Origin of the sequence: Corynebacterium simulans (assembly GCF_001586215.1) — a bacterium.
GTDB classification, from domain to species: Bacteria; Actinomycetota; Actinomycetes; order Mycobacteriales; family Mycobacteriaceae; genus Corynebacterium; species Corynebacterium simulans.
On record NZ_CP014634.1, the window covers coordinates 2,613,059 to 2,634,171 of the forward strand.

Genomic DNA, 21,113 nt, shown 5'->3' on the forward strand with positions numbered 1-21,113 from the left:
CATTAGTAGAGCCCTGCATTTCTCATCATGCTCTGTCGTGTTTGAGAGATGAGGTAGCCGCTCAAGGGGCGGCCGGAGTGGATGGCGGCATCGTAAAGATAGTTGTGGAGGGTATCGGCACGCGAGCGGGGGCTGGTGCGTAAATCGAAGTCACGTTGGATCTGGGCGACTACGAATGGCACGGCGTTGATCTCGGAGACCGCGATTAGAAGTGCGGCGACGCTGCGCTCCACTGTGGCGTTGGTCGAGCTAAATTGCTTCGGCTTGTCGTGGGCTAGGGCGCTCAGGAGCCGGCGAGTGGATGTTAGCAGTTCCGGATCGATCTCTGGGTGATCGTTAAACCACTCGGTGATAAGTGCGTCCCATTGCTTTACACCAGCGATAACGTCTGGGGCTAGGGCGCTGAGTTTGGTGTCCTCGGAGGGGAGAGGGGAATCGTCGAGCTGTGCGTCGAAGCGGGAGGTCTCGGGGTCGGGCATGCCAGGGCCGAGGCCGATGGCATCTGGGCCGTAGCCATAGGAACCGAAGTCGGATTGTGCTTGGAGTTCCCTGCGGAAGCGCTTTCCTTCTTCCTTTAGTGCTGAGTCGAGCTGCCTTTGGATGTGGGCGGGGCGTCCTGCGACTTCGCCGGTCCAGGTGACGAACTTGGTGAGGACGCGTGGGAAGCACCGGAGGAACGAGTCACGGGCTATGACTTTGCGGGCTACGAGGGTCAGAGCTATTTCCACACGTAGTGGGGACCAGTGGTAGAGGTCGGCCATGGTGTAATTGGCTGTGATGCTGAGTAGCGTCTCGGTAGCATCGGCCTCCTCCTTCTTAAGCGGAACGGCATCCAGGAAGGCGGCCAATGTTTCTTCAGTTTCGGAATTATCGCCTTCTTCAAGACGAATACGGCGGCCGATGATACCGGGACTGGAGACAGTAGCAGGGACATTATCTAGTAGCGAAAGCACCCAGCGCAGCAGCGGACGGGTGGTAGGCCAGCTTTCACCAGGGCCGTCGTCGACTGTGATCTCATCTAGCCAGATGGCGTTGCTGAGGAAATCGGCCAGGCCCTCCTGGCTCGTAGGGCCGAAGCTCTCCATGGACTCATCCTTGGACATGATCTCCATAACCTGCTGTGCATTGGCCTCGGTGAGGAAACAGTCATAAATCGAGCCATTGCCGCCTGCTAGGTCAATGGAGACATTCACCGTCAGGGGCGCAGAGTGCGGGACGGATAGCTCGAGAGTGTAGTAATGGACATCCCCGTAGTACTGCGTAGCCTCGATGACGTTGACTACGCTGGCTTGCTCAAGGTGAGCAAGCCAGGTCGGTTCCTGCGGTAAGTCATCGCGCCGGGCGAGCTCAGCGCGATGGAGCTTTACGCGCTCTTTATCTTCATCCAGCAGGGCGGCGGCCCAGAGTACCGCGGTCGTCTCTGGGGCGGGGTTATCCCACATGGCTTCAAAGAACTCGGCAGGCTTTTGCGAGAAATCGTCATCCAGGGACAGGATCGCAGAGACCCACTGAAGCAGATCGATGGGGCTTGAACTGTCCAGGAAGGCCGCAAGGGCGGGCGTGAAGGCATTCATGACACCAGAGTCTATCCATGCATCCGCGGCAGCGGGGCTGTGTACTCTCGAGTGTTATGTCGAAATTCGACGTAGTGAGCTGGGAATATTTTTTGATTTGTAGACGGGTATTTTCGGCGTCTCCATTTTCTTAAGTTTGCGTTCATCTATGCGGATCCGCGTGTAGGCTCGGCACTGTTATAACCAGTGAAATTGGGTTAATTCGACATCCCAAGGAGATACGTGATGAAAAAGCTCATCAACTCACCGGAGAACGTAGTGGCGGAGTCTGTGGAGGGCTTCGCGCTGGCACACGGCGACATCGTCAAGCGCTTTACTGAGCCGCTGTTTGTGGCGCGTGCGCAGAAGAAGGAACAGGGCAAGGTTGCGATTGTCTCTGGTGGTGGCTCGGGACATGAGCCGCTCCACGCAGGCTTCGTGGGCCACGGCATGTTGGATGCCGCGGTGCCAGGCGCGATGTTTACGTCGCCGACGCCGGATGCGATCCAGGCGGCGACCGACGAGGTCCATGCGGGTGCGGGTGTGCTTTACATCGTGAAGAACTACACCGGCGATGTCCTCAATTTCGATACCGCGGCTGAGTTGGCGGAGTTCGATGACATTGAGGTCAGCCAGGTAATCGTGGATGATGACGTGGCGGTGGAGGATTCCACCTACACTGCAGGCCGTCGCGGTGTGGCGGGCACGCTGCTCGTGGAGAAGCTGGCAGGTGCAGCCGCTGAGCGCGGTGATGATCTAGCTGCTGTCACGGCAGTGGCGAAGAAGGTCGTGGAGAACACCGCGACCATGGGCGCAGCACTGAGCGCTTGCACCGTGCCGCACGTGGGCAAGCCTTCCTTTGACCTCGCAGATGATGAGGTGGAGCTCGGCGTCGGTATCCACGGCGAGCCGGGCCGCAAGGAGATCCCGTTGGTCTCCGCGGACGATGTCACTGATCATCTCATGGAGCCGATTCTTGCCGACCTGAAGTTGGCAGAAGGCGAGCGAACCATCGTCGTCGTCAATGGCATGGGTGCCACCCCGGCATCGGAGCTCTACGTGGTCTACCGCCGAGTAGCTCAGCGCCTAGAAGAAGCGGGCGTGACCATTGAACGCTCCCTCGTAGGTAACTTCGTCACCAGCCTCGACATGGCGGGCTGCTCTGTCACGGTCATGCGCGCCGACGATGAAGACATCGAGCTGTTCGACGCACCATGCCATACCGCCGCACTACGCCAAGGAGAATAAAGTGACTTCTGTTGAAACTTTGAACACCGAATGGGCCCTGGCTTGGATGAAAGGTTGTGCCGAACAAGCCCACGAGCACCGGGAGGAGCTTATTGAGCTCGACCGCGTCATCGGCGATAGTGACCATGGTGAAAACGTGGACCGTGGTTTCCGTGCGGTCGTGGAAAAGCTCGAAGCAGATGCCTCGGAAAGCATCGTGGATGTGCTGAAGCTGACGGCCAAGACCTTGATGTCCACCGTCGGCGGCGCATCTGGTCCGCTTTTGGGAACTGCATTCCTGCGCGCTGCTAAGTCAGTCGGCGGTGAAGCGCTTGATGGCGCTGGCGCGGCCGCGCTCATTGAGGCGGCACTCGAGGGCATCACCACCCGTGGTAAGGCCGCCGAAGGGGAGAAGACCATGGTTGATGCGTGGGCGCCGGCGGCGCGTGCTGCCCGCGAGCAGGCTGATGCCGGGGCGGGAGTTGCCGACGTTCTGCGCGCGGCAGCCGATGCCGCAGCCGAAGGCGCCGAGGCAACCATTCCACTCGTTGCTACCAAGGGCCGTGCTTCCTACTTGGGTGAGCGCTCTGTTGGCCATAAGGATCCAGGTGCTGCTTCGACCGCGCTGTTTATTGCTGCAGCTGCTGACGCTGCTTCTGCTGTAAAGGAGGGTTAGGGCATGGCAGAACCGAAAGTGGGCTTGGTCCTAGTTTCGCACTCAGCCAAGCTGGCCGAAGGCCTTGCTGAGCTGGCTGGGCAGATGGCCGCTGACGTGCGTATCGCAGCCGCGGGTGGTCTGGAGTCCGGTGAAATCGGAACCTCGTATGACCTCATCGAGTCGGCTATTAATGACCTGCTCGGGGAAGGCCTCGCAGTTGTTGTTCTCACCGACTTGGGCTCGGCAACAATGACCGTTGAGTCGGTGCTGGAGTTCCTTGACGATGAGCCGGTGAAGTTCGTGGACGCACCGCTCGTGGAGGCTGCTATCGCTGCGGCTACTGCGGCGCAGCAAGGTGATGACCTTGACGAAGTTGCTGTTGCTGCCGAGCGCGCCATCGAGGTGTTCGTGCCAAAGAAAGTGGCGGAACGCAAGGCAGACGTCGCAGACGGCGATGCATACTCACGGTCGGCAACCGTGGCTGATGCTGCTGGTCTCCATGCACGCCCTGCAGCGAAGGTGGCTGAGATGGCCGCGGAGGCAAGTGGCGACATTGTCATTGCATTCGATGACGACCGAGCTGATGCCGATTCCGCCATGATGCTGATGTCCTTGGGCGCCGCGCAGGGCGACACCGTGACGATCATCGGTGATTCAGCGGATAAGCCGATTGTCGACAAAATCGCTGATGCTATTGCGGATGGTCTCGATAACTAGGTTGACAGCACCTGGTAGATGACCTTGGCTACGCGGTCGGGCACCATGTTGCGGGCTACGCGGGCTGCTTTGTCTTGGGCGCCGACGCCCCAGTGGAGGCGGCCTTTGTCCCAGCGGTTCTTGGGGTTGGCGGCGCGCCAGATGGCTTGCGCGACGTCGTCTGGCGTGAGGTTTACGCCGAGGCGTGTGACCGTCTTGGACTTGACGTCGGAGATGGGCGTCTTTGCCCATAGGGGGTTGATGTCGAGCACGCGGATTTTGTCGCGCCGCCACTCGAGGTCGAGGGTTTCAGTCATGGACTGGACATAGGCCTTGGTGGCGGCGTAGACGCCGACGTCGGGGATGCCGTAGCAACCGGCGATGGAGGCGATGTTGATCAGCTGTGAGCCGGGGGTCTTCTTCAGATAGGGGTAAGCAGCGCGTGCGCCGAGGGTGACGCCTAGTGCGTTGACGTCGATGACGGCGCGGATGCGCGCGGGTTCGCTTTCCGCGATGGTGGCGGAGTCGATGATGCCGGCGTTGTTGTCGAGGATGTCGAGCCTGCCGCCGGTGAGTTTGGTGAACTCGGATAGGGCAGCGTCCCAGGACTCTGGTTTGGTGACATCGAGCTCGTAGAAGGTGATGCCCTCACCGAGGATGGATTCGTCGGCTGGTGGGCGAAGATCGCCCAATCCAACGATGTAGCCTTCATTGCGGAAAATATGGGCTACGGCGAGACCGAAGCCGCCGCAGCCGCCGGAGATAAAAATCGACTTCATTCCGCAATGCTAACTGTTTCCTAGGTCACAGGGAAGAGTTTTATAGGCTTTTGTCTCTTGTTTTCTTTTGTAACTTTGGCTCGCTAGAAGGCGAATACTCGCATCATGATTGTGATGGACACCAGCATGATGATGGCGGTGGGGTTTCCGTTGAAGTTCTCAACGAGGACTGGCCAGCCGATTGCAGCGGTCATGATGGGGAACGCGGCGAAGGCGTTGCCCATGACCACGGTGAACAGCGCGTTGCTCGAGCAGTACGCGATGACGCTCCAGAGCAGGGCTTCCTGCACAATCGGCTTCGGGGCTTGTAGGGGCTAGGCCGCTGCGGCCTCCCGGGCTGTGGGGATGTCTCTGTAGAGCTCTCCGCTGCGCATCATTGCGAACAGGACGTTGAGGCGTCGGCGTCGCTGGCCAGGAATTCGCTGACGTCCATGCCAATGACGAAGTCATAGGCCATGAGTCTGTGCTTCCTAGCGATGAGTAGGGAGTTGAATAGATGAGCTTCATCGCTGGGGTGGTCGGACATACTTGCGCTGGCATCCACATTACTGTGAAACCTCATGCCACCCGGGCCGGGCCAGGTTCCTATTGAGCTGTTTGAGTATGTCATTGTCTTCGGCGGCATCACCCCCGGATCATTTTCAGAGACAGGGACAGGAATAAGCCATACCGAAGCCAGCGACTAGTTCCACTTTCCTTTCAGACGGCGGGAACGGACATAAACATAGCCCGCCCATTCGGATGGACGGGCTTTGAATCTTCGGTGCCCTGGGGTGGAACTGCTAACAACGTAATGGGACATTCACGTCCCCCTAGTGCGTTGAGTTCCTAACCGATGCGCTTCACCGCATCGACGACCATGGTCCAGAACTTATCGAAGTCCAGTTCCACCGCCACCTGGGTGGTGCAGTCCTCCGGGGCGGGGGCGCGGAAATCGGCGACGGTCATGCCGGTGGTCAGCGCGCCGGACAGTTCCACATCCAGTGGTGCCTTGCGGGTGGTGAACACGGTGGGGTCGATGAGGTAGGCCACGGCGCAGGGGTCGTGGACGGGTGGGTTGTCGAATCCCTGGGCGTCCTGGTAGTTCTTGCGGAAGGCGTCGAAAAGTGCGACGACGAAGTCGCCCGTCGCGGTGCCCAGTGCGGCGAGATTTTCCTCCACCTCCGGGGTGGCCAGCGCCTGGTGGGTGAGATCCAGACCGACCATGGTCAGGGGCCAGGACTCGTTGAAGACGATGTGGGCGGCCTCCGGGTCGATCTTGATGTTGAATTCCGCGACGGCGGTCCAGTTGCCGACGTGGTAGCCGCCACCCATGAGGACGACCTCCTTGACGCGTTCGGCGATGCGGGGTTCCTTGCGCACCGCCAGCGCGATGTTGGTCAGCGGGCCGGTGGGAACCAGGGCGACGGTGCCCGGTTCGTTGTTCATCACCGTGTCGATGATGAAGTCCACCGCGTGGGTGTCCTCAACGCCCACGGTCGGCTCGGGGAGGTCATAGTTGTTGATCTCCATGCCGGTGTCGCCGTGGATGTCCTCGGCGACCTCGATGGGGCGGACCAGCGGGCGGGTCACGCCCGGGTAGATCGGGGTGTCCATGCCGGCGATGGTGGCCACGACACGGGCGTTGTGGGTGACCTTGGCCAGGGTCTGGTTGCCGCCGACGGTGGTGATGCCGAGCAGCTCGATGTCCGGGTTGCCGTGGGCGAGCAGCATGGCGACGGCGTCATCGTGTCCGGGATCGCAGTCGAGGATGATCTTGGTGGTCATAGTGAAACTCCTAATTCTCAAAGTGCGGGGTTAGTTGCCCACGGGGGGCGGTATCGGTGGTGTCGGTGGCATTGGCAGCCAGGTTTCTGGCCGCCACGGTATCGGTGATGGATTCCGGGCGTGGGATGAGCAGGGAGCACAGGAACGCCAGCGCCAGGATGATCACACCGGCCCACATACCGGCGGCGTACCCACCGTTGCTGTCCCCGAAGCTGGTGGCCACCGCGAAGAGGATGGCAAAGGAGATACCCGCACCGAGGTTGAAGGCGCCGGCGTTCATCCCCGGCAGGTACCCCTGGTTGTCGGCGGGGGAGAGCACCACACCGAGTCCGTTGAGCATGATGTTGGCGATACCGGCGTAGGTGATACCCACGAAGATGGAGATCCCCAGGTACGCCAGGTTGGAGGTGCTGCCCACGAGAAAGGTGGCACCGGCGACACCGATGATGGTGGCGGCGATACCGATCTGCAGGACGATCTTGTAGCCGAATTTGCCGGCGAGAATACCGGCGACGGGCCCGAAGACCAGGCCGGCCAGGGCATACGGGGTCAGGGTCCACCAGGAGACCACACCGGCGGACATGCCCGCACCATGGGTGGCGTTCTGCGCGAGGTTGGGCAGCAGACCGTTCATGATGGCGAACACGCCGGTCATGGTCAACAGGGTGGTCAGCAGCAGCGCCCAGGTGCGGCGCTGGCCGAGGTACTCGATGCTGACCAGGGGGTTCTTCACACGCTTTTCAATGTTGTAGAAGGCGACGGTGCCGATGATGCCGATGGCGAACAGGGCGATGACGAGGAACCAGTTGGCGTCGGCAAGCTTGCCGGCCTCGTTGAAGGCGGTCAGCAGGGCACCGATGGACACGGCGAGCGGCAGCACACCGAGCCAGTCCATCTTCGGGGTGGTCTCGGCGGTGGATTCCTTCACACTGAAGGACAGGGCCAGGGCGGCCGCCACGCAGAACACGGCCATGACCCAGAAGATGGACCGGAAGCCGAAGTGTTCCGCCAGCCAGCCACCGGCGATTGCGTCGACGCCACCGATACCACCGTTGATGGAGGTGATTACACCCAGCAGTAGTGCGTACTGCTTCTCATTGGGCACATGCTGGCGCAGGATGATCAGACACAGCGGCACGGTGGGGCCGGCCACACCCTGGATCAGACGTCCCAGGAACAACACGGTGACATTGGGGGCGAGTGCCGCGACGAGACAGCCGATGCCGGTGACGATCATCATGCCGATCAGCACCTTGCGGCGGCCGATGAGGTCACCCCAGCGCGGCAGGAAGAGGGAGAACAGGGCGGCCGCGGTGAAGAACGCGGTCTGGGTCATACCGATCTGGGCGGGGGTCGCATTCAGTTCGACCTCCATGGTGGCCAGGGCCGGAGCGAGCATGGAGGCATTGAGCTGGAAGGCGAACACCGCCACCAGCAGGGCGATCATCAGCGGGATGATCGCAGCGGCCGGGGCTTTCTTCGGTTCGATGGTGGTTGACATGGTTACTCTCGTTTCGGTGGGGGAGTTAAGCGGTGACTGTGGGTAGGTCGTCGACAAGCGTGGGGTAGGAGGCCTGCGCGCCGCGGCGGGTGGCGGCGAACGCACCGACGCGGGCGGCGAAGCGTGCGGCCTCCACCAGGGAGTGGCCGTCGGCGAGCTTTGCGACGAGCGCACCCGCGAACGCATCGCCACTGCCGGTGGTGTCCACCGCCTCAACGGTGGGGGTCGGGATCGCGGTGAGGCCCTCGGCGTCACCGACCAGGGCGCCATCGGCACCGAGGGTCATGACCACGGTGGGGAAACCCTGACCCAGCAGGGCTGCCACCAGGGTGGACGGATCGGTTTCGGGGGTGGGTGCACCGAGCATCTCCAACACGAGGGCACCCTCGTGCTCATTGACCAGGAGGGGATCCGCCTGACGCAGCTGCTCATGACCGACCGGGACCACAGGCGCGAGGTTGATCACCACCCGACCCTGCGCCAGGTCCACCGCGCGGTTGAAACCATCGGCGGGGATCTCACCCTGCAGCAGGACGATGCCGGCCTGTTCAATGAGCCGGGCATGCCGGTCCACATAGTCGGCGTCCATGCTGGCATTCGCGCCGGGCACGACGATGATGGTGTTCTCACCGTCATCGGCCACCGTGATCACGGCCAGACCGGTGGGGCCGTCGACGGTGTGGACTGCGGACATGTCAGCGCCGGAGGCACGCATGTGCACCAGGGCGGAGTCGGCCATGGTATCGGAACCCACCGCACCGACCATGTGGACCTCCGCACCGAGCTGGGCGGCGGCCACGGCCTGATTGGCGCCCTTGCCGCCGGCACTGATCTCACCACCGCCGCCGAGGAGGGTCTCACCGGGGTGGGGGTGGCGGTGGACCGTGGTGGTCAGATCCGCGTTGATGGATCCGACAACAACAATGGAACCGGGTGAACCGGGTATGTCAGTCATGGTTGTGGGCCTTTCATGAGGGAATCACCCTGGATCAGGATAGTGGGTGTGACAAGGTGCGTCTGGGTGGATTCGGTAGTTTTGGAGCCTGTCAGCAGCCCGTGCAGGACGGTGAAGGCCTGCCGGGCCATGACGTCCACCTGCTGGTCGATGACCGTCAGGGGCCGTGGTTGCAGGGCGAAGATGGGTTGGTTGTCGAAACCGATCACGCTGATGCCCTCGCCGATACTCAGGCCCGCCCGGTGGCAGGCCTGGAGCACCCCGATGGTCATCATGGTGTCCCCGGCGACCAGTGCACGGGCCCCGTGGTTGAGTAGGTGGGTGGCACCCTGATAGCCCTGCTCCTGTTCGAACCCACCACGGAAGACCAGCTGCGGTTCCCGTTCGTTGTTCCGGCAGGCCTGCTGGAAGGCTTCCAGGCGGGCACGTCCCGAGGAGGTGCTCAGCGGCCCGGAGAGGTAACCGATCGGCAGGGCATGGTGCTCCACCAGCAGCGATACCGCGGCGTCCATGCCGGGTTGCGGATCGGAGATGACGGTGGGGATGGGGGATCCGGTGAGTTCTCGGTCGATGAGGACCAAGGGCATGCCCTGGGCGTGCAGGTTGTTCAGTTGGTCCGCGCAGGCTTCATCGGGCACGCAGATGATGCCGTCCACCCCGTGGCTGGCAAGGAAGGCCAGGGAGGCGGCCATGGTCTCCGGGCGCTCATCGGTGTTGGTGATGATGGTGGCCAGACCGGCACCCTCGGCTGCGTTCTGCACGGCGGAGACCATGGTGGCGAAATAGGGGTTGATCAGGCTGGGCACCACTATCCCGATGGTGTTGCTGCGTGAGCTCTGCAGGGCCCGGGCCTGGGCGTTGGGGAGATATCCCATCTCCGCGGCTAGGGCCTGGATGCGCGTGCGGGTGGTGGTGGCCACCGCGGGGTTGTCCGCCATGGCGCGGGAGGCGGTGGCGATGGAGACACCGGCGCGCTGGGCCACGTCCTTGAGGGTGGGACGGCTGTGTTCTGCTGCCATGATGGTCACCCCGCTTCGCCCTGTGGTGTGCAAACGATTGATGTAAACGTTTGCAATTTGTTAAATCCACCCTATTTCCTCACCACCGGTTCCAGCAAGGGGGCACTCTGGCGGGGGTGGAAACAGCTCCGACCCCGCCGCGGGGAGCGACGGGGTCGCAGGCATTGAGGGATAGGAACGCGGAAGCCGCGCAAGCGAATGTGCGCGGCTAGGAGGATGGTGGTCGCGCCGGGGTCGCGCAGGTCCTGCGGCACGAGGGAGAGGCCTGCGCAGGAGGCCATCTCGATGACGGCGAGGCGTCGCGCGGGGAACTCGACCCACTGGGCGGTGACCTGTTGTCCGACGGGTCCGGTGACTTCTATGGTGTGTGTCACCGCGGCGGGGCGGGCGGCGAGGATTTCGAATCAGGCTGTTCTGCAATGTTGCTCTCGTCACGGTATCCCAAGACATTAGTTTGGGGCGCAGATTTCCAATCTTCGGCTGCCTGAAATTGTGGGGAAGGAGGTCTATTTAGACCCGGCCTAGGAAAGAAATGACCGACGGAATCGTACTCAGGCATGACTACTTAACTCGTCGAACCGGATAGCGTAGAGGCGTGGAAGTCTTTTCTGATAGGCGAATGATTCGTGACCTTGCGGTGTCGCTTTTGTGCGGAGCGGCGTCTCTCATCGGTAGGGACCTGATGTCCCGGCCGCTCTTTGACTACCTGATTATCGCCTTGGTCGTGCTAGTGCCAATTATTAGCAGGCGGTGGCCGCGCCTGGTGGTCTTCGTTGCATCAGTGGTGCTCTTCGCCAGCCTGTTCCAGGTGGAACTCACCGTAGGCATCATAATCCTTGCGGGGCAGGTCGCCTGCATTATTCGCCGCAGGCTGGAAGAGCCCCTACGTCGAATAATGACTATAGGGATGCTTGCTGCGGACTTTATCGGCGTATTTTGGGTGAGCCAAACGGTACAGGAAGCAGCACAGGATATTGCGCGGCGCCTTTTCGTCGTGGGCTGGAGCCTACTGGTCCTTGCGGTGTGCATGCTTGTGGGTGAACTGCGTAGGAGAGCAGAGGAAGAACGCACACGGGAGATTTCGCGTGCTTTAGAGAAACAACGCCTGGAATTCGAGAAAAGCTCGACGGAACAACGGGCGTTCATCGCACGTGAGATCCATGACGTCGTCACGCACTCGCTATCGGTTATAGTTGCCCAAGCCGATGGGGCGCTCTACGCCAAAGACACGGAAGCGCAAGAAGAAGCTTTGAAGTCTATTTCCCGCGTGGGAAGGACCTCTTTGCGGGAGATGCGGGGAGTCGTGGGCTTGCTGCGCACAGGCGAAAAGCGCGGCACTCAGCCGATGGCGGGATTTGGTGATCTTTCAGAACTCATTAATAGCGTTAGAAGCGCCGGCATTGCTGTGGGATATCGCTGCACAGGAACGCCACCTGAAGAGCTTTCCGCCGCGACGTCACTAAGTCTGTACCGAATTGTCCAAGAGGCTTTGACCAATGCGAACAAACATGGTGGCGGGCAAGCAGACGTACTAGTCGAATGGCTTGAAGGTATCGTCCGCCTTGAGGTGCGCAATGGATACATGGGTGATGCCCGAGGCGAGGGACATGGCATTGTGGGAATGAAGGAACGAGCGGAATTGGTTGGAGGAACCTTCCAACAGCGCAGTGATGCTGGCACATGGATAGTAGAAGCAGAGTTACCCACAGGAGGAGGAAGTAAGCAATGAAAGTCGGATTGGTAGATGACCAGGTTCTCTTCCTACACGGGATTGCCCAGATCATTAGTTCGCAGCCAGACATGGATGTTATCTGGCAAGCAAACGATGGCGAAGATGCGCTGACCCAATGCGCGGCCACGCCTGCTGATGTGGTGCTCATGGATGTACAGATGCCTGTCCGCGATGGAATTAGCGCCACTGCTGAAATCGCATCCACTCTTCCGGAGACGAAGGTCATCATTCTGACAACCTTCGATGACGAAGACTACGTAGTAGCTGGGCTGCGAGCAGGAGCGAGTGGCTTCGTGCTCAAGGACGCAGAGCCAGAGGAGCTACTAAGCGCGTTGCGCACTGTCTATCGCGGAGACGCGGTAATCTCACCCCGCGCCACTAAGCGCCTTGTCCACAGTATGAGGGATGATTCCACGGACACGCTGAGTATTAGCGGCGTAGACCGTCGGGTACTTGAGTCGCTGACTGCCCGTGAACAAGAAATCCTTGAAGCAATCGGGATGGGATGGTCCAACACAGAGATATGTGAGCGGATGTTCATCTCTATGCCGACCGTCAAGACGCACGTTGGACGAGTACTCGCCAAGACGAGTTCTAGGGACCGTGTACACGCAGCCCTTTTCGCCTATCGCACAGGAGTTGTCTCCCGTGCTGACCTGCTTAGCTCCTAATACCCCGGTATGACTCGCAAAATCGTGCCTCGCGGCGATGTGCGGCGTAGGCGCGCCGGGCAACGATTGAGTTATGAGCACAGAATATGTTGTCGAAACTCATGGTTTGACCAAGGAATATAAGGGATTCAAGGCCGTCGACGGCCTTGATATGGCAATCGGCCACGGTGTCGTTCACGGATTGTTGGGGCCAAATGGTTCGGGCAAGTCCACGACCATGAAAATGCTTTTGGGTCTGGCAAAGCCGACCGAGGGAAGCATCAGCTTGTTCGGTGAGCCTTTCGGGCCTAAGACGCGCAGCCGGGCCTTGGCCCGCACCGGCTCGCTCATCGAGCAGCCTTCGGCCTATTTGCACCTCACCGGGCGAGAGAACCTGCGCATCGCTGCGCGGCTTCTACGCGCTGAAGCAGAAGACGTGGATCGCGCAGTGCACCTCGTGCGGCTGGAAAAGCAGCTGGACAAGCAAGTAGCGAACTATTCCTTGGGCATGAAGCAGCGCCTCGGCATCGCAATGGCTATGATTCGTAACCCGCAGCTTCTGATCCTTGATGAACCAACGAACGGTCTTGACCCTGCCGGTATCGAAGAGATTCGCAATCTCATCGTCAGCCTCGCTGCCGATGAGGGGCGAACGGTATTGGTTTCGAGCCACCTTCTCTCGGAAATCGAAAAGATGGCTAGTGAGCTGACCATTATTAATCGCGGGCAGTTGCTCTTCCAAGGTACAAAGCAGGAGCTTTTCCATTCCCAGCCGCCTGAAGTCTTTATTGAAACTCCGAACCCCAAGGAAGCGGCGCAAGCACTCGCGGGTATCTCAGTGCGCTTTGTAGAAGGTGGCATTCGGGTTCCGAACTTAAGCGAGCGCGACGTCGCGGGGGCTTGCGCGCAGCTCGTCAACCATGGCGTGCCCATCTACCAGGTGCTAAGAACGCACCGCAGTCTCGAAGAGATCTTCATTTCGATTACGGGACGAGGTGGCTTGCAATGATGCTGCAGAATGAATATGCCAAGATGCGGCATACCCGGATGCTGCCGCTTGCCCTTGCTGTCACGCTCGCCATCGTTGCTTTTTCCAGTATGAATCTGGTGGGTGAGCACACCGCCGAACAATTTCAGCAAGATCCGCATAGTCAATGGGGCGGGCATCTCCTTGGCTACATCATGGCGACGGCCTTCCTCACTCCGGTGCAGGTGGCATTGTTAGCCAGCCGCGCAGCCGATGTAGAGCATCTCCACGGCGGCTGGCGGCTCAATTCCATCGCCGGGTACCGCCGCGGTGGTCTGCTCCGCGCGAAGTTCGCAGCTTTAGCCCTTGTCCTAGCCGCAGTAAAGGTAGTTGAATTGCTCGCGGTCTTGACCACTCCATTCCTCTTTGGCGCACAGTCGATTGATTCACTCGGCACATGGGTTCTCACAGCAGCTGGTCTATATGGAACCTCGTGCGCACTGATGGCGATTTTCTTGTGGCAGGCAGCACGCGTGGAATCCCAGCTCGTGGTGCTCAGCACTGGGGTAGTAGGCGGCTTCCTCGGTGTGGCAGGAATGCTTTCCCCAACCGCGGTCACGCTCATTAATCCCTTCGGCTACTACGCAGTCTTATCCCCATTTACCTTCCGCCCCGAAGGCCTAGCGAGCATCGAACCACTGTGGATTCCATGGGCACTTTTCATCGCCGTTGTAACCGTCATCTTCACCGTGCTTTGTCGCACGCTTGATTCCCAGGAGGAATAAGTTCATGTTTGCTATCGACCTGCTGAAATTTCGACGCTCTTACGTATGGGCTGTCACCTTCCTCGTGCCGTGTATAGCAGTCGGCATTGGTGCCGCGAATTATCACGCCAACTTGGCGCTACTTAATGCCGGATGGGCAAGCTATCTTTCCCAAGCAACGCTGTTCTACGGCCTAATCTTTATGACTGTGGGAGTGGCCATCATCGCTGCAGCTGCCTGGCGCCTGGAACACCGCAATCACAATTGGAACACTATTTTGACCTCACCGCGCTCGGCGGGAGAAGTAGTCGCGTCCAAGTTTTTCTCCATCATGGTCCTCATCGCGCTAATGCAGGCGGTGTTCATTGCGCTGGCATTAGGCATTGGACGCGGCTTAGGAATACAGGGAGAGATTTCGCCGCTCAACGTGAGCGCGCTGTTCTTAGCAATCATCCCGGCGTTCGCAGTCGGGGCCTGGCAATCCTTCTTCTCGATGATCTTTCGCAGCTTTGCCACGCCCGTGGCGATTTCACTTGTGGGCGCGATTGCCTCAGTTGGAATTCTCTACAGCGGTATTCGGCTCATCCCGATGCTGCTGCCACCGGCTATGGTTACGTCGACGATTTCGCTCGGCAGTACTGCCTTCAGCGCAGATGACACTCCTGATGTGTACGGTATCGCGTTCAGGATGGCTGTTTCTATCTGTTTCGTCATCGGAGCTTGGATTGCATCTGTTGTCTGGCTGCGAACCCATGATGTTGAGGCTTAGAACTCATCCCTAGGACTCATCCTTGGGACTCTTGCTTGTGCCACAGATGCAAAATGCCCTCGCGTCCCTCCGCAGCTTAGTGCTAACGGGGGGAGGAGAGGGCGGCGTCGGCAAGCGTGTGCGTCTTGTTGCTTGCCTTGGCTAGCTTGGTCTCTTAGTCGAGGTAATCGCGCAGCACCTGAGAGCGCGATGGGTGGCGCAGCTTGGACATGGTCTTGGACTCGATCTGGCGGATGCGCTCGCGGGTGACGCCGTAGACTTGGCCGATTTCGTCTAAAGTGCGCGGCATGCCGTCGGTCAGGCCGAAGCGCAGGCGGACAACGCCGGCCTCACGCTCAGACAGGGTGGTGAGCACGTCCTGGAGCTGGTCCTGCAGCAAGGTGAAGGATACGGCGTCGACAGCGATGACTGCCTCGGAATCCTCGATGAAGTCACCCAGCTGGGAATCGCCCTCATCACCAATGGTCTGGTCCAGGGAAATAGGCTCACGAGCATACTGCTGGATCTCCAGCACCTTTTCCTCGGTGATATCCATTTCCTTCGCCAGTTCCTGCGGGGTGGGCTCGCGGCCCAGATCCTGCAGCAGCTCACGCTGGATGCGGCCCAGCTTGTTGATGACCTCAACCATGTGGACCGGGATACGAATGGTGCGGGCCTGGTCCGCCATAGCGCGGGTAATGGCCTGGCGGATCCACCACGTGGCGTAGGTGGAGAACTTGTAGCCCTTGGTGTAGTCGAACTTCTCAACCGCACGGATAAGGCCCAGGTTGCCTTCCTGGATGAGGTCCAAGAAAGCCATGCCGCGGCCGGTGTAGCGTTTCGCAAGCGAAACGACGAGTCGGAGGTTCGCCTCCAGCAGATGGTTCTTTGCTTTGCGGCCATCACGGGCGATGGAACGCAGGTCGCGCTTTTCCATAGGGGAGAGCTTGGCGGCCTTATCGCCCTCAGCGCGTGCCTTTTCCATCTCATCCATGCGGTACTGCGCGTAGAGGCCAGCCTCAATGCGCTTTGCCAGGGAGACCTCCTGCTCAGCGTTAAGGAGGGCGACCTTACCGATCTGCTTGAGGTAAGCGCGGACGGAGTCAGCAGAAGCGGTCAGCTGTGCATCCTTGCGCGCCTGGCGCAGGGTAGCGGACTCTTCCTCGTCCCAGACAGAGGAAGAATCCTCTTCGTCGTCTTCATCGTCCTCATCCGCATCGAGTTCGTCATCAGAATCGCCGAACTCGTCATCGTCCATGTCCGCGTTATCTGGATCGAAGTCAGCGTCATCCTGGTCCGCGTCATCTACCAGCTCGTCCTCGAGCTCGTCAGAAGCGGTCTCGAGCTGTTCCTGCTTCTCCTCAGGAGCGGCCGCGGCCTTCTGCGCAGACTTGCGGACGGTCTTTTTAGCAGATTTCTTCGCAGTCTTGCGAGTAGTCTTCTTGGCCGTCTTCTTAGCAGTCTTTTTGGCCGTTTTCTTCGCGGTCTTTTTGGCGGTCTTCTTCGCGGCCTTCTTTGCGGTTTTCTTGGCCGTCTTTTTGGCGGTCTTCTTGACAGGGGCAGATGCCTCGGCGGCATCAGTGCCCTCGCCGAGAACCTGGTCTGAAGAATCAGTGGCTGCCACGTACGCCCTTTCGACTTGCTTGTGATTGAAAACAGCAAGGTTAGACAAGGTCCAACCTTTGGGGCCATGCTACGAGCTCGCCACATCAGGGCGGGTTAGGCACGCCGCGTGCTGTTTAGATTAAGGATCGACGGCCCAGTATAGATGATCTTGCCTTTAAGGCGGTTAACTGGGGCCGATTAGCTATGTGATTGCTGTTACGGCTTAAGGCCCTGCTGGGCTGCCATAGCCGCACCCACGATGCCCGCACGATTGCGTAACTGCGCTGGGGCAACGGGAGTAGAAGTGGTGAGTTTATCGCCCCACTTTTCCCACTTGCGGGAAATGCCGCCGCCAATGATGAAAGCGTGGGGATTGAAAAGCTTTTTGTATTCTTCCAATACTCGGTCAAGGCGCTTGACCCATTCCTTGTACTTCAGTCCCTCGCGCTCCTTTACAGCAGAGGACGCCTGGTGCTCAGCCTCGGCATCGCCGACCATCATGTGGCCCAACTCCGTATTAGGGAAGAGCTTGCCGTCCAGCAGGAACGCGGAGCCGATACCAGTGCCGAGGGTCAGGAAGATGACCGAGCCCGTGCGCGCCACCGCGTCGCCGTAGGCAACCTCGGCGAGGCCGGCAGCGTCGGCGTCGTTAAGCACCACGAAAGGCTGATCCAGGTACTGGGCGAAAAGCTCCTGCGCATCCACGCCAATCCAGGACTTGTCGATGTTGGCGGCACTGAGCACCTTCTGATCTTTCACCACGGAAGGCAGAGTGATACCCACCGGGCCCTCCCAGTTCTTTTCCGCCACAATCTGCGCGACGATCGTCGCCACGGCCTCCGGGGTGGACTTTTCCGGGGTAGCAATCTTTAGACGCTCGCCCACGAACTCGCCGTTTGCTAGGTCTACTTCCGCGCCCTTGATGCCGGAACCTCCGATGTCGATGCCAAAAGAGTGCTCCGCCTGGGCTGGGGCGGCGTGGTTTGCGGTGCTGGTTTCAGCTGTAGTGCCAGTCATAGGCATCAAGTCTAGGCAAATGCATAATTGTTGGCATGGCTAGCTTTGATAGGGATGTAATTAACGTCGAAGAGCTGCGCGATTTCGCCGCGGCTACTGCCCGTGCCGCCGCAGCACGTATTCGCACGCAAAGAGCGGCGCTTATCGACGCCGACGGTCTCGCCGCGCACACGCAGACGAAGTCGAGTGCGGTGGACCCCGTCACCGAGGTGGATCAAGCAACTGAGCGTTTTATCACCGAGCAGATCGTCTTCGCGCGTCCTGGCGACGGCATCTTGGGCGAGGAAGGCGCAGACGTTTTAAGTAGCACCGGCATTACCTGGATTGTCGATCCCATCGATGGCACCGTGAACTTCCTCTATGGCATCAATGAGTATGCGGTGTCCATCGGCGCCGCCGTGGATGGCGAGATCGTCGCCGGCGCCGTCATCAACGTAGTGCGCGGCGACCTCTACTCGGCGGCCCTGGATTACGGCGCCACGCTAGAAACGTCCGATGGCACTCTACGAAAGCTTCACTGCCGCACCGAAACTGATCCTGCGCTAGCCCTGGTGGCAACGGGCTTTGGGTATGCAGCGGGGCGCCGCCAAGCGCAGGCGGAGTTGCTTTGCCGACTGCTTCCGCAGGTACGTGATATTCGTCGCATGGGCGCGGCCGCGCTCGACTTGTGCCGCGTGGCGGAGGGAAGCGTCGACGCCTACTACGAGCACGGAATTAACGCCTGGGACTGCGCCGCCGGTGCCATCATCGCAGCTGAAGCCGGAGCTGTAGTTAATCGCCCAGGATTGAATAAAGGCGCAAAAGACGGCGAATTAACCTGGGCCTGCGGGGGTAGCCTGGCCTCGGCATTTTCCCAGCTTCTCGAAGAAAATGGTGCCCTAGAGCCACTGCGGGGGTAGGAATCTGACGCGCCTGCGGCGGGGCGAGTATGACATCGCAGCAAATGTGTTTTAGGATGCGCACGATAAATACCTATCCCAACCACATGACTAATAGGGGCGTACACTATGGCCACCGATTATGACGCACCGCGTCGCCGTGTAGAAGACGAGCTGGAAGCCGACTCTCTCGAAGGTCTGAAGGCTGCCGAAACCGACAACAACGGCATGGACGACGATGGAGAAATCGTCGAGGCTTTCCAGCCACCGACAGTGGATCTCACCGGTGAGGAACTCAACGTCACCGTCATCCCGCGTCAGGAAGACGAGTTCACCTGCTCTTCCTGCTTCCTGGTGCAATCCAACAAGCGCTTGTCCCACGAGGAAGATGGTCAGCCGATCTGCCTCGACTGCGCATAGGCGAGAAATCAAATTCCCCTCTGCGGGCGACTTACCCTTTGGAGCAATAGTTCCTTTCGGAGCAATAACTTGGGTAAGCGGCGCAGAAGGGAATTTTTATGTCTTGCTGCCTTTAGGGAGCTTGCGGCTCTTAAGTGTTAGGGCGATCTGCCGGATCTAAGAAGGCATTTAGCACCTGCTGTGGGTTCTTGGTGGCAACGAGCCAGTACGGAGTTGGATCCTCTGGATCATCCAGAACCAGCATCACGTGCTCATCGATCCAGCCATGCGTGACCAGGAAGGCGGCTGGGTCGAACTGCGGTCCAAGGGCGCTGCGGCGCGCCGACTTTGGCACCACCATGGAGCGCTGCACGACATCGTGGGGAAGCTGCGCGTCTTTGACCACGAGCCAGCGGGTGCCATCAGCATCCTTTTCCACGCGCAGGACGGTGCCGGACCAAGAAACCATGACCCAAATTGCGATGGCGCTTAAGACCACGGCCGGGATGATGATCCACCAAATATTGCGGTTCAGGCTGACCGTCGCGGTGGTAATCGCCACGACGAAGGCTGCCATGAACCAGAAATACCACGGCACCCATTGGCGCTCGCTGTAGAGGACCTCCGGCGCGGGGCTGCCTGCTACGTCGGCTGCGGTTTGGGAAGCGGAAGCAGAATTCTTAGACACGGGAAGTAAGTGTAGTCACTTAGGCCCTGCTTTAGCGAAGCCGTTGTGGCGCCACGGTAGGCTAGTGCGGGTGAATGAGACGAACCCATTAATCGATCCTGCAAGCCCATTTGGCCCTGTCAAGGTACGCCGTCTGGATAAGGAGCTGCCGCTGCCGCAACGCGCACACCGTGGCGACGCCGGCGCTGACCTCTGCGCGGCAGAATCGGTCGACATCGCCCCGGGCGAGCGCGTCCTCGTGGGAACCGGCATCGCGGTCGCACTTCCGCTGGGCACCGTTGGCCTTGTCCACCCGCGCTCCGGCCTGGGCGCCAAGCACGGTGTTTCGGTGATCAACACGCCGGGCACCATCGACGCCGACTACCGCGGCGAAATTAAGGTCTGCTTGATTAACCACGACCTGCACGAGACTTTCCACGTGGAGCGCGGCATGCGCATCGCGCAGCTGCTCATCCAGCGCGTGGAGCTGGTCGATTTCGAGGAAGTCGAAGAACTCGACGAGACCGTGCGCGGCACCGGCGGCTATGGCTCCACTGGTGTTTAGGTAGCGCGCGAGAAAAGTTTGGAGAACAATTATGCCTATGTGGCCTTTTTCTAAGAAGAAATCTGACTCCCAAAGCGATGAAGCCCAGGACCTTGAAACCCGTAATAAGGCCGAGGATCTCAGCGCGGCCGATGGAACTTCGGCGGCAGATGATGCTGCGCAAAGTGACGCTTCAGCTGCGCTTAGCGACGCCCCGTCCGGCCCAGAGGGCTTCAAAGCCTACAGCGTCGAGCACGACGCCGTGGGCGGCGAGATGGGTCCTTTTGACGGCGACCAAGTAAATATCCAGGACTTCGACTTCGAGGACTTCTCGGTAGGCCTTTTGGATTTGGGCTCCATGCGCATCCCGCTGCCAAAGGGCACCCAGGTCCAGGTGGAGATGGGCGAGCAGGGCCCGAAGATGCTCCACATCGTTAGCCAACATGGCCGCATGACGCCGGTTGCTTTTGCGGCGCCGCGAAAGCCGGGTCAGTGGGCTGAATCCGCGACGGACATTATTAATGGTCTCACCCGCGATGGCTTTGAGGCCCACGGCGAGGATGGCCCATGGGGCACCGAGATCGTCGGCACCAACCCGAATGGTGAAATCCGCATCATCGGCGTCGACGGCCCGCGCTGGATGTACCGCCTGACGCTTGCCGCACCGGCGGGCAAGCAGGAACAACTCGCAGAGCTTGGCCGTGAGGTTTTCGCCCGTACCTTTATCTATCGCGGCGAGGATCCGATCCTGGCTGGCAACTCGCTGCCGGTGACCCTGCCGCAGCAGCTGGCCGAGCAGGTGCAGCAGGCAATGAAGCAGCGTGCCGAGGGAACCAGCGCCGAGGGCGCAGACGCCCAGCGCACTGATTCTGCAGCAGCTGAAGCGGAGGCTGAAGCCAAGGCACAGCTGGATGAATTGAACAAAGAAGAAAGCTAACGTGACGAAACCCGATAGTTCTAACGGCGCATCCGCGTCCAACGCGTCCA

Annotated in this window: 24 protein-coding genes; 12 read left to right on the forward strand and 12 right to left on the reverse strand. The window is 60.0% G+C overall.

Features of this window, described 5'->3' with window-relative positions; translation table 11 throughout:
- Nucleotides 1-2: 2 nt before the first annotated feature.
- Nucleotides 3-1,574, reverse strand: a complete 1,572-nt coding sequence (locus WM42_RS12190) for a hypothetical protein (protein WP_062038726.1) — start codon at nucleotides 1,572-1,574, stop codon at nucleotides 3-5.
- 225 nt (nucleotides 1,575-1,799) lie between these two features.
- Between WM42_RS12190 and dhaK the strand changes: the two genes are divergently transcribed.
- From dhaK to dhaM, 3 genes are read left to right on the forward strand one after another with little or no spacing between them, the layout of a single operon-like run.
- Entirely contained in the window at nucleotides 1,800-2,801 is a 1,002-nt protein-coding gene (gene dhaK / locus WM42_RS12195) for a dihydroxyacetone kinase subunit DhaK (protein WP_061922926.1), read from the forward strand.
- 46 nt (nucleotides 2,802-2,847) lie between these two features.
- Entirely contained in the window at nucleotides 2,848-3,456 is a 609-nt protein-coding gene (dhaL, locus tag WM42_RS12200; protein ID WP_061923631.1) for a dihydroxyacetone kinase subunit DhaL, read from the forward strand.
- A 3-nt stretch (nucleotides 3,457-3,459) separates the two neighbouring features.
- Nucleotides 3,460-4,155, forward strand: coding sequence for a dihydroxyacetone kinase phosphoryl donor subunit DhaM (gene dhaM, locus WM42_RS12205; protein WP_061922923.1), 696 nt, complete (start codon nucleotides 3,460-3,462; stop codon nucleotides 4,153-4,155).
- Here the strand turns inward: dhaM and WM42_RS12210 are convergent.
- The 8 genes from WM42_RS12210 to WM42_RS13120 all read right to left on the reverse strand — a co-directional run bounded on the left by WM42_RS12210 (nucleotide 4,152) and on the right by WM42_RS13120 (nucleotide 10,529).
- Complete coding sequence (locus WM42_RS12210) at nucleotides 4,152-4,913, reverse strand: SDR family oxidoreductase (protein WP_062038728.1); 762 nt, start codon at nucleotides 4,911-4,913, stop codon at nucleotides 4,152-4,154. The two genes, dhaM and WM42_RS12210, sit on opposite strands and share 4 nt — an antisense overlap.
- Before the next feature lie 83 nt (nucleotides 4,914-4,996).
- A complete protein-coding gene (locus WM42_RS12215; protein WP_061922916.1) occupies nucleotides 4,997-5,203 on the reverse strand; it encodes a 5-oxoproline transporter, DUF979 family subunit in 207 nt (68 codons plus the stop codon).
- Nucleotides 5,204-5,286: 83 nt separating this feature from the next.
- The gene (locus tag WM42_RS13390; RefSeq protein WP_158510278.1) at nucleotides 5,287-5,457 is read right to left on the reverse strand and encodes a hypothetical protein; all 171 of its coding nucleotides are present in this window, start codon (nucleotides 5,455-5,457) and stop codon (nucleotides 5,287-5,289) included.
- A gap of 284 nt (nucleotides 5,458-5,741) precedes the next feature.
- Nucleotides 5,742-6,680, reverse strand: coding sequence for a uridine-preferring nucleoside hydrolase UriH (gene uriH / locus WM42_RS12225; protein ID WP_062038731.1), 939 nt, complete (start codon nucleotides 6,678-6,680; stop codon nucleotides 5,742-5,744).
- A 10-nt stretch (nucleotides 6,681-6,690) separates the two neighbouring features.
- Nucleotides 6,691-8,181 (reverse strand): uridine transporter UriT, encoded by a 1,491-nt coding sequence (uriT, locus tag WM42_RS12230; RefSeq protein ID WP_061922907.1) that lies wholly within the window; start codon nucleotides 8,179-8,181, stop codon nucleotides 6,691-6,693.
- 25 nt (nucleotides 8,182-8,206) lie between these two features.
- Nucleotides 8,207-9,136 carry a ribokinase RbsK1 gene (rbsK1, locus tag WM42_RS12235; RefSeq protein ID WP_061922904.1) on the reverse strand — a complete coding sequence of 310 codons (930 nt, stop codon included), beginning with the start codon at nucleotides 9,134-9,136 and terminating at the stop codon, nucleotides 8,207-8,209.
- Nucleotides 9,133-10,155 (reverse strand): transcriptional regulator UriR, encoded by a 1,023-nt coding sequence (gene uriR, locus WM42_RS12240; protein ID WP_061923628.1) that lies wholly within the window; start codon nucleotides 10,153-10,155, stop codon nucleotides 9,133-9,135. Before uriR ends, rbsK1 begins: the two co-directional genes overlap by 4 nt.
- Before the next feature lie 71 nt (nucleotides 10,156-10,226).
- Nucleotides 10,227-10,529, reverse strand: coding sequence for a glycerate kinase (locus WM42_RS13120; protein ID WP_235591050.1), 303 nt, complete (start codon nucleotides 10,527-10,529; stop codon nucleotides 10,227-10,229).
- A gap of 221 nt (nucleotides 10,530-10,750) precedes the next feature.
- On the opposite strand from WM42_RS13120, the gene WM42_RS12245 reads away from it, so the two are divergent.
- The 5 genes from WM42_RS12245 (at nucleotide 10,751) to WM42_RS12265 (ending at nucleotide 15,037) form a co-directional block, all read left to right on the forward strand.
- The gene (locus WM42_RS12245; protein WP_235591270.1) at nucleotides 10,751-11,884 is read left to right on the forward strand and encodes a sensor histidine kinase; all 1,134 of its coding nucleotides are present in this window, start codon (nucleotides 10,751-10,753) and stop codon (nucleotides 11,882-11,884) included.
- Nucleotides 11,881-12,558 (forward strand): response regulator, encoded by a 678-nt coding sequence (locus WM42_RS12250; RefSeq protein WP_062038737.1) that lies wholly within the window; start codon nucleotides 11,881-11,883, stop codon nucleotides 12,556-12,558. The genes WM42_RS12245 and WM42_RS12250 overlap by 4 nt, the downstream gene beginning before the upstream one ends.
- Nucleotides 12,559-12,631: 73 nt before the next feature.
- Complete coding sequence (locus WM42_RS12255; protein WP_062038740.1) at nucleotides 12,632-13,546, forward strand: ABC transporter ATP-binding protein; 915 nt, start codon at nucleotides 12,632-12,634, stop codon at nucleotides 13,544-13,546.
- Nucleotides 13,543-14,289: an ABC transporter permease gene (locus WM42_RS12260; RefSeq protein WP_061922892.1), complete on the forward strand. Its 747-nt coding sequence runs from the start codon at nucleotides 13,543-13,545 to the stop codon at nucleotides 14,287-14,289. The genes WM42_RS12255 and WM42_RS12260 overlap by 4 nt, the downstream gene beginning before the upstream one ends.
- Nucleotides 14,290-14,293: 4 nt before the next feature.
- Nucleotides 14,294-15,037, forward strand: a complete 744-nt coding sequence (locus WM42_RS12265; RefSeq protein WP_061922889.1) for an ABC transporter permease — start codon at nucleotides 14,294-14,296, stop codon at nucleotides 15,035-15,037.
- Between the two features lie 154 nt (nucleotides 15,038-15,191).
- Here the strand turns inward: WM42_RS12265 and WM42_RS12270 are convergent, their stop codons facing one another.
- Both WM42_RS12270 and ppgK read right to left on the reverse strand, forming a co-directional pair.
- On the reverse strand, nucleotides 15,192-16,640 hold the full coding sequence (locus tag WM42_RS12270; protein WP_062039495.1) for an RNA polymerase sigma factor: 1,449 nt from the start codon (nucleotides 16,638-16,640) through the stop codon (nucleotides 15,192-15,194).
- A gap of 197 nt (nucleotides 16,641-16,837) precedes the next feature.
- Nucleotides 16,838-17,638 carry a polyphosphate--glucose phosphotransferase gene (ppgK, locus tag WM42_RS12275; RefSeq protein ID WP_062038743.1) on the reverse strand — a complete coding sequence of 267 codons (801 nt, stop codon included), beginning with the start codon at nucleotides 17,636-17,638 and terminating at the stop codon, nucleotides 16,838-16,840.
- A 35-nt stretch (nucleotides 17,639-17,673) separates the two neighbouring features.
- Here ppgK and WM42_RS12280 point away from each other — a divergent pair, with 35 nt between their 5' ends.
- Nucleotides 17,674-18,537, forward strand: coding sequence for an inositol monophosphatase family protein (locus tag WM42_RS12280; protein WP_062038746.1), 864 nt, complete (start codon nucleotides 17,674-17,676; stop codon nucleotides 18,535-18,537).
- Nucleotides 18,538-18,645: 108 nt separating this feature from the next.
- Nucleotides 18,646-18,936, forward strand: coding sequence for a DUF4193 domain-containing protein (locus WM42_RS12285; RefSeq protein WP_061922875.1), 291 nt, complete (start codon nucleotides 18,646-18,648; stop codon nucleotides 18,934-18,936).
- A 130-nt stretch (nucleotides 18,937-19,066) separates the two neighbouring features.
- Here the strand turns inward: WM42_RS12285 and WM42_RS12290 are convergent, their stop codons facing one another.
- Nucleotides 19,067-19,492, reverse strand: a complete 426-nt coding sequence (locus WM42_RS12290; protein ID WP_062039498.1) for a DUF3093 domain-containing protein — start codon at nucleotides 19,490-19,492, stop codon at nucleotides 19,067-19,069.
- A gap of 181 nt (nucleotides 19,493-19,673) precedes the next feature.
- Here WM42_RS12290 and dut point away from each other — a divergent pair, with 181 nt between their 5' ends.
- On the forward strand, nucleotides 19,674-20,147 hold the full coding sequence (gene dut, locus WM42_RS12295) for a dUTP diphosphatase (protein WP_062038749.1): 474 nt from the start codon (nucleotides 19,674-19,676) through the stop codon (nucleotides 20,145-20,147).
- A gap of 37 nt (nucleotides 20,148-20,184) precedes the next feature.
- On the forward strand, nucleotides 20,185-21,063 hold the full coding sequence (locus WM42_RS12300) for a DUF3710 domain-containing protein (RefSeq protein ID WP_425248777.1): 879 nt from the start codon (nucleotides 20,185-20,187) through the stop codon (nucleotides 21,061-21,063).
- Nucleotides 21,064-21,113: the final 50 nt, after the last annotated feature.

Bases quoted from the DNA above. Each gene is read 5' to 3' on its own strand.
- WM42_RS12260 (WP_061922892.1), top strand. From the start codon at position 13,543: ATGATGCTGCAGAATGAATATGCCAAGATGCGGCATACCCGGATGCTG.
- rbsK1 (WP_061922904.1), bottom strand. From the start codon at position 9,136: ATGACTGACATACCCGGTTCACCCGGTTCCATTGTTGTTGTCGGATCC.
- WM42_RS12300 (WP_425248777.1), top strand. From the start codon at position 20,185: ATGTGGCCTTTTTCTAAGAAGAAATCTGACTCCCAAAGCGATGAAGCC.
- uriH (WP_062038731.1), bottom strand. From the start codon at position 6,680: ATGACCACCAAGATCATCCTCGACTGCGATCCCGGACACGATGACGCC.
- WM42_RS12265 (WP_061922889.1), top strand. From the start codon at position 14,294: ATGTTTGCTATCGACCTGCTGAAATTTCGACGCTCTTACGTATGGGCT.
- WM42_RS12190 (WP_062038726.1), bottom strand. From the start codon at position 1,574: ATGAATGCCTTCACGCCCGCCCTTGCGGCCTTCCTGGACAGTTCAAGC.
- uriR (WP_061923628.1), bottom strand. From the start codon at position 10,155: ATGGCAGCAGAACACAGCCGTCCCACCCTCAAGGACGTGGCCCAGCGC.
- WM42_RS12255 (WP_062038740.1), top strand. From the start codon at position 12,632: ATGAGCACAGAATATGTTGTCGAAACTCATGGTTTGACCAAGGAATAT.
- WM42_RS12250 (WP_062038737.1), top strand. From the start codon at position 11,881: ATGAAAGTCGGATTGGTAGATGACCAGGTTCTCTTCCTACACGGGATT.
- dhaL (WP_061923631.1), top strand. From the start codon at position 2,848: ATGAAAGGTTGTGCCGAACAAGCCCACGAGCACCGGGAGGAGCTTATT.
- ppgK (WP_062038743.1), bottom strand. From the start codon at position 17,638: ATGACTGGCACTACAGCTGAAACCAGCACCGCAAACCACGCCGCCCCA.
- WM42_RS12285 (WP_061922875.1), top strand. From the start codon at position 18,646: ATGGCCACCGATTATGACGCACCGCGTCGCCGTGTAGAAGACGAGCTG.
- dhaM (WP_061922923.1), top strand. From the start codon at position 3,460: ATGGCAGAACCGAAAGTGGGCTTGGTCCTAGTTTCGCACTCAGCCAAG.
- uriT (WP_061922907.1), bottom strand. From the start codon at position 8,181: ATGTCAACCACCATCGAACCGAAGAAAGCCCCGGCCGCTGCGATCATC.
- WM42_RS12290 (WP_062039498.1), bottom strand. From the start codon at position 19,492: ATGGCAGCCTTCGTCGTGGCGATTACCACCGCGACGGTCAGCCTGAAC.
- WM42_RS12210 (WP_062038728.1), bottom strand. From the start codon at position 4,913: ATGAAGTCGATTTTTATCTCCGGCGGCTGCGGCGGCTTCGGTCTCGCC.
- WM42_RS12280 (WP_062038746.1), top strand. From the start codon at position 17,674: ATGGCTAGCTTTGATAGGGATGTAATTAACGTCGAAGAGCTGCGCGAT.
- dhaK (WP_061922926.1), top strand. From the start codon at position 1,800: ATGAAAAAGCTCATCAACTCACCGGAGAACGTAGTGGCGGAGTCTGTG.